Annotated in this window: 12 protein-coding genes; 5 read left to right on the top strand and 7 right to left on the bottom strand. The window is 41.6% G+C overall.

Annotated elements, in window-relative coordinates; genetic code table 11:
• Window positions 1-39: 39 nt before the first annotated feature.
• From MHI14_RS15085 to MHI14_RS15100, 4 genes are all read right to left on the bottom strand, one after another.
• Complete coding sequence (locus MHI14_RS15085) at window positions 40-1,422, bottom strand: erythromycin esterase family protein (protein ID WP_091030027.1); 1,383 nt, start codon at window positions 1,420-1,422, stop codon at window positions 40-42.
• 267 nt (window positions 1,423-1,689) lie between these two features.
• Window positions 1,690-2,316 (bottom strand): ABC-2 transporter permease, encoded by a 627-nt coding sequence (locus MHI14_RS15090; RefSeq protein WP_341130658.1) that lies wholly within the window; start codon window positions 2,314-2,316, stop codon window positions 1,690-1,692.
• Entirely contained in the window at window positions 2,313-3,173 is an 861-nt protein-coding gene (locus MHI14_RS15095; protein ID WP_249910547.1) for an ABC transporter ATP-binding protein, read from the bottom strand. The genes MHI14_RS15090 and MHI14_RS15095 overlap by 4 nt, the downstream gene beginning before the upstream one ends.
• A gap of 5 nt (window positions 3,174-3,178) precedes the next feature.
• Window positions 3,179-3,553 (bottom strand): GntR family transcriptional regulator, encoded by a 375-nt coding sequence (locus tag MHI14_RS15100; RefSeq protein WP_062834670.1) that lies wholly within the window; start codon window positions 3,551-3,553, stop codon window positions 3,179-3,181.
• 417 nt (window positions 3,554-3,970) lie between these two features.
• Between MHI14_RS15100 and MHI14_RS15105 the strand changes: the two genes are divergently transcribed.
• The gene (locus tag MHI14_RS15105) at window positions 3,971-4,375 is read left to right on the top strand and encodes a VOC family protein (RefSeq protein ID WP_091030032.1); all 405 of its coding nucleotides are present in this window, start codon (window positions 3,971-3,973) and stop codon (window positions 4,373-4,375) included.
• Window positions 4,376-4,524: 149 nt separating this feature from the next.
• On the opposite strand, the gene MHI14_RS15110 is transcribed toward MHI14_RS15105, so the two are convergent.
• A complete protein-coding gene (locus MHI14_RS15110; protein WP_341130659.1) occupies window positions 4,525-5,385 on the bottom strand; it encodes a LysR family transcriptional regulator in 861 nt (286 codons plus the stop codon).
• Window positions 5,386-5,539: 154 nt separating this feature from the next.
• On the opposite strand from MHI14_RS15110, the gene MHI14_RS15115 reads away from it, so the two are divergent.
• The 4 genes from MHI14_RS15115 to MHI14_RS15130 all read left to right on the top strand — a co-directional run bounded on the left by MHI14_RS15115 (window position 5,540) and on the right by MHI14_RS15130 (window position 9,211).
• Window positions 5,540-6,379, top strand: a complete 840-nt coding sequence (locus MHI14_RS15115; protein ID WP_341130660.1) for an alpha/beta fold hydrolase — start codon at window positions 5,540-5,542, stop codon at window positions 6,377-6,379.
• 283 nt (window positions 6,380-6,662) lie between these two features.
• The gene (locus MHI14_RS15120; protein WP_341130661.1) at window positions 6,663-8,417 is read left to right on the top strand and encodes a methyl-accepting chemotaxis protein; all 1,755 of its coding nucleotides are present in this window, start codon (window positions 6,663-6,665) and stop codon (window positions 8,415-8,417) included.
• Between the two features lie 268 nt (window positions 8,418-8,685).
• On the top strand, window positions 8,686-8,937 hold the full coding sequence (locus MHI14_RS15125) for a (4Fe-4S)-binding protein (RefSeq protein ID WP_341130662.1): 252 nt from the start codon (window positions 8,686-8,688) through the stop codon (window positions 8,935-8,937).
• Entirely contained in the window at window positions 8,930-9,211 is a 282-nt protein-coding gene (locus tag MHI14_RS15130; protein ID WP_036615433.1) for a GNAT family N-acetyltransferase, read from the top strand. Before MHI14_RS15125 ends, MHI14_RS15130 begins: the two co-directional genes overlap by 8 nt.
• Window positions 9,212-9,314: 103 nt before the next feature.
• Here the strand turns inward: MHI14_RS15130 and MHI14_RS15135 are convergent, their stop codons facing one another.
• A complete protein-coding gene (locus MHI14_RS15135) occupies window positions 9,315-10,982 on the bottom strand; it encodes a glycoside hydrolase family 13 protein (protein WP_341130663.1) in 1,668 nt (555 codons plus the stop codon).
• Between the two features lie 59 nt (window positions 10,983-11,041).
• Window positions 11,042-12,670: a glycoside hydrolase family 13 protein gene (locus MHI14_RS15140; RefSeq protein ID WP_341130664.1), complete on the bottom strand. Its 1,629-nt coding sequence runs from the start codon at window positions 12,668-12,670 to the stop codon at window positions 11,042-11,044.
• Window positions 12,671-12,679 lie beyond the last annotated feature (9 nt).

Consider the following 12,679-nt stretch of genomic DNA (forward strand, 5'->3'; position numbering starts at 1 on the left):
GCCCTTACCCTCACTTCGAAATTTTAGTACGTTGCTTTCCTAGTGATTAGAGGGATGGATTTTATGAATAAGTAATATTCCATCATACTGATCGCGAGGTATCATCTTTTCGTCTAAAACTCCCCATGCTTTGGCAATTCGAGGTGTATACATCCACTCCGTTGTTGGACTTAACTCCTCGTCCTTCATATTGATGAACCGGGCTGGGCCCATTTCAGTTCCCACAATATCTTCAAGACTACCTTTTTTATGAGGCTGGACTTGCTCTTCCTCTCCATTGTTTTTATAGGCGCTTCCTTCATATGCATACAAACCTATAACATAACCAGCTTGCTTGAGTGAGTATGGAAGCATCTCACCCATGGTTGGATATGGATTATTATCATAATCGTATCCGTTATGCTCTGTGATCATTGTGGAATTATTCTTACGTATATGATAATTGTGTCCCCATAAAATAATTTTTTCCTCAGGATAAACTGTTTCTGCAAGCCATTCTACATTATCCGCCATCACGCGATCTCGTTCATAACTTCCCAATTTCAAATGCTTCTCAGGGTCTACTCCTGCTAGCAGATTTACAATATGAGGATGGTAGTTATCCAACATGTCTAACCTATTTTGTAAGACGCGATCTACCAGAGATATCAGATTGAGTTGCTCCTTCTGATTCCTACTTAATTCAGCTTTGTTGTCTCTTACAAACTTTTGGAGAGTAATATATTTTTCTTTTATTTTCTTCTTTTGAATATTAAAATCGTCTACTTTGTTAACCATGTTAAGCTTTAAATACCAGCGTTCCGTTTGTGCAAATGCTGTAGCTTTATTCTTGTCGACCTTAGCAAACCACGCCTCAACGAATTTAATAAAAGACTCCGACGTGCCTTGTGAATCAAATCCAGTTAATATAAGCGGATGATCTGTGTTGCTTTGTTGTGCAATGTATTCAAATAAAGGTAAGTTCTCTTCAACCTGCCACACGCCATAGACGGAGCTTTTCATCAATTCCTCTGGTGTTGTATTATGTATTTGAGCATATGCAGCAGTAGTATCGGCTAGATTGGATTCAAATGCAATGACATCATATCCGAGTTCTTCATGCAAAAATTTTACGAGTCTTACTTTCATTGAATTGTATTCTGACGTTCCATGCGATGCTTCTCCCAAGCTAACGATTCGTTTATGCGTTAAAATAGGCTTTAGAAACATCAAATCAGAGTACTGATCATTTTTTTCTGCTTTAATGGATGTAATCGTATTTGCATTTGAGCGAACGCTCTCTTTCCAAATTAATTCTGAAGATATCCTATTCTTCTTGTCTACTAAAGTTGATCCAGACATATATGCCACCTGACCAATGGACATCACACTGAAACTGCACACCACTGTAGACAATAACACTTTTCTGAACAACTGATTCATTAGGCTGACACTCCTCTGTTTTTATGTATATCAGCTTAACATCTGGAGTTTAAAACCAATGCACGTTGCGTTTAAGATTTGTTTAAAAATGTATCTAGTACTATAGGATTTAGCTCTATAACGCTCTGTAAATGTATACAAAAAATCGTCTGCATTTCTGCAACGATTCCGAAAAAAGCCGACAACTGCGATTCTGCTCGCGGTCATCGGCTCTGCACTTTACGTCTGGCTCTGAGATAATTGAAGTTTTCCACCGCTGGTTATGCCTCATAATTCTTTACGGCTTAGCCATCTAGGGCATATGATCCATGAGAGTATATATACGACAACACTAAACGCAGCTACTACTCCGTACAATAAAAGTAGATTTTCTTCTATATTCATATAGTAGCCTAGCAATGTTCTTAATCCTGCAATGGCAAGGGCAGTAACTACATAAGAAAGGATTATTCCGGCAATACTTTTTTCTCCATCGAGTAAAAAAGAACTAGGGATATTCACACTAGCTGGCAGAAATGCAAGAATAAGCGCAAAGGATACATTCACATATACAGCAGATAACTCAAAGCTCGATAATATCATAGAAGCAATAACACAAATTATCGTGGCAACCAAAATTCCAAATAGACTAAGCAGCACATACAAACCGTATTTGCTTGAAGCACTTTGAATCCTTGAGACGGGAAGCGTAGCGCAAAATTTATCCCACTGCGCTGTTTTGTCACTTTGAATGCTCATTACCGCCATCATTCCAAATGAGGTTCCTGCGATCACAATCAAAAGCCAAGGAGAGCTTACGACGGACAAAACGACTCCAATGACGACCATTAATATTAGGGGGATAAGCAACGCATCCTTAATAGCATAGAAATCTTTCAGCATAAGCCCTCTCATGTTCTCTCCCCCTTTATATACAACAGCATAATATCATCAATTGTGGCAGGATCAATTACTGCATTCGGGTATTTTTTTTGCGCCAAATCTTTATCGGCAACTAATACTTCCCAAGCGTAATCCTGCTTCCGGTAAGCGATTATATCTTGTTCGTCAAGGGCATCATACTGTGCTGTACCACATTTAATGATCCCGTACTTATACCGCAATTCATCCTTTGGTTTGTTAAAAATAACCTTACCGTTATGAATGAATACGATATAATCAGCAACTTTTTCCAAATCACTTGTGATATGTGAGGATACCAGGATAGAGTTGCTTTCGTCCTGAACAAAATCCAAAAACATATCTAAAATATCATCACGAACAACAGGATCAAGCCCGCTCGTCGCTTCATCCAGGATCAGAAGTTTGGAACCGTGAGAAAGTGCGACAGCGATAGACAGCTTCATTTTCATCCCTTTAGAAAACTCTTTGATCTTTTTGTTTGCAGGTAAGGATAGTTCATTTAGCAAAGAATAGTATTTCTCTTCATCCCAAGCAGCAAAGATATTTTGGAAGACACGGTTTAGTTTTTTGGGTGATAATCCTTCCGGGAAATTACTGCCGTCCAACACAACACCAATCTGATTGCGAACAGCATTATCAATTTCCTGATCCTGCTTGCCCAAAATCGTCACCGTGCCGGAATCCTTGTTTTTCAATCCAAGAATCGAATTGATGGTTGTGCTCTTTCCTGCACCGTTTTGGCCAATCAACCCCACAATCGACCCGCGCGGTACATGAAATGATACATTGTCCAGAACAAAGTCGTGATACGCCTTTGTCAGTCCATTTACAGTCAAAGCATGATTCATGATCATTACTCCTCCTCATAGAACAGCTTTAATAACTCGATGAGTTTTTCGACAGGAATACCATTTGTGCGCCCAATATCTGCGGCTTCCTGCAATAGTCCCTCAGCTTTGCGCTGGATTTCTTCTTGATAGAAATTTTTGTTTTGCGCGGATACAAAACTTCCCCGTCCTACGGTAGTCTCTATAAAACCGTCCCTCTGCAAATCCTCATAGGCCTTTTGAACAGTAATCACACTGACATGAATCGATTTTGCCATGGATCGCATTGATGGAATGGGGTCGCCAGTCTTTAATTCACCGCTCATAATCATCGCTTTGATCTGTGATGTAATTTGTTCATAGATGGGCTTACTTGTATTGCTGCTTATGATAATCTCCATATTAGTACTCCAATTAGATTATTTTTTTAGTAAAGGTTTGCCCTCTTGAAATATGCTGCACTCCAAATCTGGTTTCTTTTTTCATCATTCTCCTCCTTGCTTTTCGTTTAAACACCGTTTTTCTGTTAAAAATTCAGCGATGCCTGTGTACTATATTGTACTTATGCAACAAGTACAATATAGTACACAGGAGTACAATTGTCAATTATTCTTATAAAGTCTTTAGTGCTTCCCCATCAATGCTATAACCGGCCACTGTGAGATCCCTCCCCGCGTTATCGTTTCTCGTTAGTTCAATCCGATCATTTTTATTCTATGGTTAATTCATAAAACACTACTGACATACCGTTGTCAGTAGTGTTTTTGTATAGTCGGAGTAAGTAATCGTAATACTTATTATAGGAAGGATGATATCTCGTGAATTTTGCTTCTGTGCGCATCATTACTGATGACGTGAATCGTCTCGTCGAATTCTATGAGAAAATTACGGGTGTTTCAGCAGAACGCCCTGCACCTGTCTTTGCCGAACTCGTTATGCCGTCGTGCACTCTAGCGATCGGCCACTCCCAGACGGTGCAACTGTTTGGTGCTGGTTCCGCTGTGGCGGCCAACAATCGTACTGTCATTATTGAGTTCCACGTCCACGATGTTGATGCCGAATACGAGCGCTTGAAGCCGTTTGTCGATGAGTGGGTAAAGGAACCTACCACAATGCCGTGGGGGAATCGTGCTTTGCTGTTTCGCGATCCTGACGGTAATCTGGTTAATCTCTTCACGCCGGTGACCGAGGAAGCAATCCAACGGTTCAGTGGTAGGTTATAAAGGACAGTTGAAATAAGTAAGGCAATTTTTTATTAATTTTTATGACCAGCAGAAAGAGACCATAGCGATGAGCTATAGTCTCTTCATTTTTGTATAAAACGGAAGAAGTAATTTAACGGGAAATTAACAGAAGACACTCTTCTCATTTCTTACCAGAGGGAGGCATGCTTTCTAACGATCTCAATAAATGCTTCTACTTGGGGAGAGATCCACTTGTTTTTGGGATACAGCAACTGCGTAGCTAGATTTTGTTTGTACTGCTGACCTGAAAGTTTTTCTTCCTTCAGCTCCTTCTCTACCGTAATTCGAGGTAACAAGGATATGCCCATACCGCTCAATATCGACTGTTTCACAGCTTCAATACTCCAGAATTCAATATTGGAAGTAATCCCAATCTGATACTCTTCAATGCATTGTTCAAACAATGTGCGATAACCACAACCTCTTTCGGTAAAAAGTAAATTGCTTCTCACAATGTCTCGTTGTAGCTCAAATGAATTGGGGTACAGCAGCATCATGGGCTCCTCAGCCAATTTCTCACTGTACAGATTGGGATCATGCACCTCTGTCCCCAGCATGAAGGAAATATCACTTTTACCTTGCATCAAATTCTCTTTATAATGTACGGAATCTAATTGGTGCCACTCGATATTGACATGAGGATGCAATTTTTTGAACTCTTCAATAATAGGTGGAAAACGATAGATCAACAACGTTTCCCCAATACTGATCACGATATTACCCGTTAATTCACCTTGTGCAGCAGTCACTTCCTTAATCATGTGATACAGGTCAAGCATTTTTTTGGCATGTGGCAACAATTTTTTCCCAGTCTCCGTTAAAATAACCCGCTTACCAATTCGATCAAATAAAGGGTAGTTAATCTCCTCTTCCAACGCCTTGATATGCAATGTAATTGTAGATTGCGCGTATCCAAGATGCTCAGCAGCTTTGGTAAATCCCTCGTGTTCCACAATTGTAATAAATGTGACCAAATGACGTATTTCCATCATTGGCTCCCTTCTTTTTAACATCATTAAAACTGATCGTTTACATACAAACTATCAATTTCACTAATGGAAAGCAATCGTTTATATTCAATCTAGCTCATTAAGAGCCCATTTCATTTTTAATCGCAATCGTTTATGGAAGGGAGTAATCACTATGCAAACAGCAGCAACGTCATCCATCTTGATTAGTGGATATCGAATCGCTTATGAACAATATGGAGAAGGCTCTCCCATATGGCTCCTTCATGGAACACCCTCTTATAGCTATGAATGGAGAAAAGTAATACCCTCTCTGGTTCAAAAAGGGTATAAAGTCTACGTTCATGACCTTCTTGGATATGGAGCATCCGAAAGACCACTTGAAGCAGATACTTCTGTGGCAGCACAATATAGGATTTTCAGTCAGCTTTTAGACGAACTTGGAATAGATCGTTTACATGTCGCAGCCCACGATCTGGGTGGAGTTGTTGGCCTCCAACTGGCTCAGGAACAACCTGAGCGTATACAATCGCTTACGTTACTTAACATGCCCAGCTATGATTCGTGGCCCTCACCAACCTGGAAGAAAATTATCGAAGAACAGCTAGAACAGTTTGAACAAATGCCCCGTGCTGATTTTGATACCATGCTAAAGAAACAATTACCCATGGCAGTGTATAATAAAGAGCTTATGACTGGAGATACACTGGGTGCATATCTGGAACCCCATGCAGGTTCACTGGGGAAAGCCTCATTTTTCTCCCATCAGGTAGCCCACTATAATGCAAAATATACTGAATCCTATGGAACAAATTTACCCAAGCTGAAAGTCCCCGTTCAAATTATATGGGGGGAAGAAGATGAATGGCAGCCCCTCGATTATGCAAAGAGGCTTGTCCAGGATATTCCCCATGCCTGCCTACATGTCATTCCCAAAGCTGGTCATTTCGTTATGGAAGATGAACCTGGGCAATGTTCTGATTATATCGACCGTTTCTGCAATAAACATCCGTGAGTATGTTTGTATATTGAACAGAATGTCTTAGAGAAAAATTAAGTGCTCCACTGGCATAAAGCTGGTGGAGCCTTTTTTGGTTAATGACAACGTTTCTTGATGCAAGACGTAACTTCAACATTCGGTTTGAATGCACTGGCACCACAAATGATCACATTCCCCAACGTATATGTATATACAAATTTAGTGTTAGTCTTCATTTCCCCCTTCAATATTACGATAAATAGTATGGGGTTATACGAATAACCATATTTACTTTATTACATCCAAGGGGGAACCGAACGTGAGACAGACTCGCAAAAAGAAGATGGATTTAAGGTTCAAACTGTATTTGATTATTCTGGTTCCGCTACTGGCCATGGGCGGTCTAATCATGTGGGCCACTATCGACTCCAGTGAAAATGCATCATTAATGACCATGCAGCATAACAATCAGCAGCTGGCTGTGAATACCGCCTCTCAACTAGGTCAGGAATCGGAATTAATTAAGACATTATCTTCTACTGCTTCAGAGGAGAGCAACGAATATAAAAGTCTTAGGGACGAACTCGTTAAAGTTAGGCTTCAATCGGGAGCCTTGTATGTTTATATGTATAACAAAACTTCGGACGGGTGGTTCTACACCGTAGATGGAGCGGATTGGAATGATACGGAATATAGCCCTTACGGGACTGCAATGGAATTCAATCCCCAGATTCAGGAACGCTTGTTACGCGGTGAAGTCGTCACAACAGGCATTGTAGACGATCCGACCTGGGGCCAGCTATTGTCCTCCTTTACACCAATCAAGGATTCGCAAGGCGTTGTTATTGGTTATCTGGGCATTGATATTTCTGCTGGAGCAGTGAATCAAGTCTCCGCGACATCTGTGAATAATGCCTATCAGACCATTATCCCGATTTTTGTGGTTGTACTGATTCTTTCTTTGGTCATGATGTTATTCGTAGTACGAGGTATTCTTAAACAAGTACGCGATATTAAGTCAAGCCTCGAGCAGGTTGCTGATGGGAATCTTAAAGTCGTATCCACACATATGACCAATGATCAACTCGGTGACATCAGTGATTTGATTAACATCATGGTTGCCCAATTGACGAACATTCTGATGGGAATACAGCAAGGATCAAATACGTTACAGCAGTCATCAAAAGATATTTCGGAAACCGCTCAGACGAACCAGCGTCAGAGCGAAGAACTTTCCAGAGCGATTGAGGAAATTGCCATAGGTTCAATGAAACAGGCTGAAGAGACAGAACACTCCGTCCAGCATTCAGAGAATCTCGGCAAAATAATGGATGAAGTAGGTTCATATGTGAAACAGTTTACTTATACTTCAGAGCAGCTATCTTCTGTTCAAGTACAAGTTACACGTGAACATGAGGTTCTGCTTGAGAAGGGCCGAGAGAATGCCAAGCGTGTTGAGCATCAACAGGATATTTCCAGGTCTCTGACGACTCAATCCGAACTCGCTTCCTCTATTAGCGGTCAAATTCACAACATTTTAAAACAAACTCAAATTCTATCCCTGAATGCTTCAATTGAAGCAGCCCGAGCTGGAGAAGCGGGTAAAGGCTTTGCAGTCGTTGCTGGGGAAATGGGACAGCTCGCTCAACAATCCGAACGTTCGATCCAGGAGATTGATGAGATCCTGGGTTCATTTGTTCAAGAGATACATCGGATGGGCAGTCATTTTGATGCGAATATGGTAGCTGTTAAGGAACAGGAGAAACAGATCGCGGATTGTCTCCAGGCATTTGGACAGGTTAGCCGCTTATCGACCGAAGTGCATGAGTTGGCTCAGAGTTTAGACAGCCGGACGATGGATATGCACTCTATTCGTCAGGAGTTGGAACAAAACCTCAGTTATATTGCTTCCGCAACCGAGGAAACTTCAGCCATGGCCGAAGAAGTCACGGCTAGTGCTGTGGAGCAGCAGCGTTCGGCGAGCGAACTGTCGAACATCTCCGGGGAACTCGCCGGTCTTGCAGGCAACCTGAAATCATATTCCGATCAATTTCAGATCGAAATCACTAAATAAGTGCCCAATCTCATTAAGACTGTTGTTAGATGACAACTTAGAATCGCCGGAAACATAACTTTCTTGGAGCGTTAATGTTTCGGAGGGCCCAGGGTTATGATCAGCACATAGAATGACCGTGTTCTTCTCCTGTGTCACGTTGACTTATTAACGATTCCTCATTTATAATTCGGACATTAAGAGCCTTGCTGACATGGCTTACCATGGCTGCCTGGAGTATGGACCTGTAAACAAACTCAAACTCAAAAGTGAAAGATGTGAATACATTATGGTTAAAGAGAAATTATATTACGGTAAAGATATCGAGGTCATGTTTAATTCGGATGTCTGCATTCATTCCGGTATTTGCGTAAAGGGCCTCCCTGCTGTTTTTAATTTAAGCAACCGTCCCTGGGTTGATCCTGATGGTGACACTTCGGAGGCCATTGCCCGGCATATTGACACATGTCCAAGCGGAGCATTGACGTATAAGCTTCTGGACGGTGAATATTCAACAAAGAAAGAGGATGAACATGCATAACGTAGAACATGAACCTGCCAATAAAAGATTCCTTATTCAAGATAACGGTGACATTGCTGCGGTGATGACCTATGTAATCTCGAGTCCAGAGCTATACATAATTGATCACACTTTAGTGGAAAATGCTTACCGAGGACAAGGGCTTGGCGATGAACTTATCAAAGCTATGGTGGAATACGCGCGGGAAAACGGTATTAAGATTCTACCTTTATGCCCGTTTGCCAAGGGACGTTTCGAACGTATCTCTGAATACGCGGATGTTCTCCATCAATAACTAATATTCGCAGCTGATTTCATGTGGTTGCACAACAATAAAAGGCGTCTATATCATTCAGAAAATGATATAGACGCCTTTTGCCTTTTTTTACGTATCCTACTCAAACTTTATCGCTTAATCCAACAATGGTTTCAAACGGTCGCAACACCAGTGGCAGCATGCCATTCTCATAATTGGTAAGCCAGATCTCTGAGAAGTTGAGGCAAAGCTCATCTTCCTCAAGCTCCACCATGTGTTCAGTAAGATTGATTACTACCAGCACCTGTTCGTCTGCCAGTGTACGTGTATATGCATATACACTCGGATGATCCGGCATATGAAGCTCATAGATCCCATAAGTCAACGTATCGTGCTCTTTTCGCAGCTGAATCATTTGTTTATAAAATTGAAGAATGGAACCAGGTTCCTGAAGTTGTTTCTCTACATTAATATGGACGTAATTGTCATTCACCTTTAACCATGGCGCACCCGTGGTAAACCCGGCCTCTTTGGCCGAAGACCATTGCATCGGCGTTCTGGAGTTATCGCGACTCGAAGCCCAAATGATGTTCATGATCTCCTCATGCGACATCCCCTCTTCGCGTTTGATCTGATATAAATTCCGATCGGCTATGTCGTTATAGTCCTCTATGGAAGGGTAAGCCACGTTTGTCATGCCTATCTCTTGCCCCTGATATATAAAAGGTGTGCCTTGCATGAAAAAGTACATGGCTCCAAGTGCTGTAGCACTCTCATACCAATACTCTGTATCATTTCCCCAAGATGAAACTTTGCGAGGCTGATCATGATTTTCAATAAACAAAGCATTCCAGCCTATGCCTTCCAATGATTTTTGCCACTTGGTCAAGACGTTTTTCAATTTGGGAACATCCAGTTGCCTGTCCGTACTGTTTTTCCAAAGGTCCAGGTGTTCGAATTGAAAGACCATATTAAATTTCCCTCTGACTTCACAGATCCAATCCAGCAGATCTTCTTGGTCCTCTACTTTAACTCCATTCGCTTCCCCAACAGTCACGACGTCATATCTGGATAATGTGTTCTCTTTCATTTCTTGCAGATAACTCTGGATTCCCTTGACATTCATATGCTTTTCAAAAGAAGAGATGTACTTGACACCTTCTCTGATTGGCATGTCCAAGAGGCCCTCTTCTTTGTGAATATGGCTGATTGCATCCACACGGAAACCATCAATCCCTTTATCCAGCCACCAATTCATCATTTCATATATGGATTTCCGAACCTCCTGATTTGCCCAATTCAAGTCTGGTTGTTTCTTGGAGAACAGGTGGAGATAGTACTGTCCGGAGACTTCATCATATTCCCAAGCAGAACCGCCAAATATGCTTTCCCAGTTATTCGGTTCGTCTCCGTTCTTCCCATCTCTCCAGATGTACCAATCTCGTTTGGGGTTATCCAGCGAAGCTCTGGATTCAATAAACCACGGGTGCTCGTCACTTGTATGATTAATCACCAAGTCCATAATAAGTTTCATGCCGCGGTGATGCACTTCATGCAGTAATTGATCAAAGTCCGCCATCGTGCCGAATTCATCCATAATGGAACAGTAATCACTGATGTCATAACCATTATCATCGTTGGGTGACTTATACATCGGACAGATCCATATCAGATCAATACCGAGATCTTGAATATAATCCAGTTTGGATAGAATCCCATTGATGTCACCAACCCCATCTCCGTTGGAATCCATGAAACTTCTCGGATAGATTTGATAGGCTACTGCTTCTTTCCACCATACTCTTTTCATTGAATATAATCCTTCTTTCTTGAGAACTGAACATTATATAACATATTACGTATTATGCTTTAATTATGAATAAGGTACATTCTTGCTTCATATGGACGTAATTTGCTCTCGGAGAGTTCACCTGTATAATTGGATATCAATAGCTGGTTCGACCCTGTTAATTGCGCCTGAAGCGGGAGTTCGGTCGTATATCCTTGGAAATTGCATACCACAAGAATCGTAGAACCATTCAGCGTTCGGGTATATGCAAACACGTCTGGGTTCTCTGGAAAGATCAGCTCATAATCACCATATACAATGACTTCATGATCTTTTCTAAGTTGAATCAACTTCCGGTAATAATGGAATATGGATTCGGGATTACTCAAACTTTCCTCGGCATGGATATGCTTATAATTCGGATTCACCTTAATCCAAGGTTCCCCTTGTGTAAAACCTGTGTTATCGGAAGTATCCCATTGCATAGGTGTGCGTGCATTATCACGTCCCTTGGCGTAGATCGACTCCATCACGCTTTGTTCAGGATAACCATTCCCCATTCTTTCCTTATAAAAGTTGAGCAATTCAATATCCCGATAATCCTCGATCGAATATTGAACATTCGTCATACCCAGCTCTTCACCCTGATATATGTATGGCGTACCTTGCATGCCATGAAGAAGGGTAGCCAACATTTTAGCCGATTCAACTCTGAATTCTCCATCATTTCCCCAACGTGACACGATTCGAGGCAAGTCATGGTTGTTCCAGAACAGACTGTTCCAAGCATCACCTTTGAGCTCCGTTTGCCACTTGGACAGCACTTTTTTTAATGCCATCACATCCAAAGGTTTAAGATCCCACTTTCCTTTGCCTTCTTGTTCATCCAAACTGATGTGTTCAAATTGGAAGACCATTGAAAACTCACTGCCGTCTGGATTGCTGTACAGTTTGGCGATTTCCGGAGTGGCGCCCCATGTTTCTCCAACCGTAAGCAAGTCTTCCGCTTTTTGAAACGTCTCCATGCTCAGTTCCCTGATATATTGATGCAGATTAGGTCCATTTCCCGTAATCTTCGAATCCGGTTCTTTACCGATTAAGTCGATCACGTCAAGTCGAAAACCACCAACACCCTTGTCGATCCACCAATTAATCATGTTGTATATCTCCTGCCGGACTTTGGGGTTTTCCCAGTTGAGATCGGGCTGTTTTATGGAAAAGAGATGCAAATAATATTGCCCGATCTCAGGCACCCATTCCCAGGCTGAACCACCAAAGGTGGAACCCAAGTCGTTCGGAGGTGTTCCTTCAACACCATCTCTCCAAACATAGTAGTCATGGTACGGATTGTCTTTGCCTTTTTTGGCTTCATGAAACCAGGGGTGTTCATCCGATGTATGGTTCAACACCAAATCCATGATGATCCGAATGTCTCTTTTCTTGGCTTCAAGTATTAACGTTTCCATATCTTCCAAAGACCCAAACATCGGATCGATATCCTGATAATCTGAAATATCATATCCGTAATCATCTTGAGGAGACTTGCAAACAGGGGATAACCAGATCGCACCAATGCCGAGTTCCTGCAAATAATCCAATCGGGATACAATGCCCTTTAAGTCGCCGATGCCATCTCCGTTACGATCTTGAAAGCTCCGTGGATATATTTGATATACAACGGTTTCTTTCCACCATTTTTTATTTTCCATGTTCCATTC

This window comes from Paenibacillus sp. FSL K6-2393, assembly GCF_038002545.1.
In the GTDB taxonomy this organism is placed as follows: Bacteria; Bacillota; Bacilli; order Paenibacillales; family Paenibacillaceae; genus Paenibacillus.

What these genes read in the sequence shown, in the direction of transcription:
- MHI14_RS15085 (WP_091030027.1), bottom strand. Translation starts at nt 1,422, where the DNA reads ATGAATCAGTTGTTCAGAAAAGTGTTATTGTCTACAGTGGTGTGCAGT.
- MHI14_RS15090 (WP_341130658.1), bottom strand. Translation starts at nt 2,316, where the DNA reads ATGAGAGGGCTTATGCTGAAAGATTTCTATGCTATTAAGGATGCGTTG.
- MHI14_RS15095 (WP_249910547.1), bottom strand. Translation starts at nt 3,173, where the DNA reads ATGAATCATGCTTTGACTGTAAATGGACTGACAAAGGCGTATCACGAC.
- MHI14_RS15100 (WP_062834670.1), bottom strand. Translation starts at nt 3,553, where the DNA reads ATGGAGATTATCATAAGCAGCAATACAAGTAAGCCCATCTATGAACAA.
- MHI14_RS15110 (WP_341130659.1), bottom strand. Translation starts at nt 5,385, where the DNA reads ATGGAAATACGTCATTTGGTCACATTTATTACAATTGTGGAACACGAG.
- MHI14_RS15115 (WP_341130660.1), top strand. Translation starts at nt 5,540, where the DNA reads ATGCAAACAGCAGCAACGTCATCCATCTTGATTAGTGGATATCGAATC.
- MHI14_RS15125 (WP_341130662.1), top strand. Translation starts at nt 8,686, where the DNA reads ATGGTTAAAGAGAAATTATATTACGGTAAAGATATCGAGGTCATGTTT.
- MHI14_RS15130 (WP_036615433.1), top strand. Translation starts at nt 8,930, where the DNA reads ATGCATAACGTAGAACATGAACCTGCCAATAAAAGATTCCTTATTCAA.
- MHI14_RS15135 (WP_341130663.1), bottom strand. Translation starts at nt 10,982, where the DNA reads ATGAAAAGAGTATGGTGGAAAGAAGCAGTAGCCTATCAAATCTATCCG.
- MHI14_RS15140 (WP_341130664.1), bottom strand. Translation starts at nt 12,670, where the DNA reads ATGGAAAATAAAAAATGGTGGAAAGAAACCGTTGTATATCAAATATAT.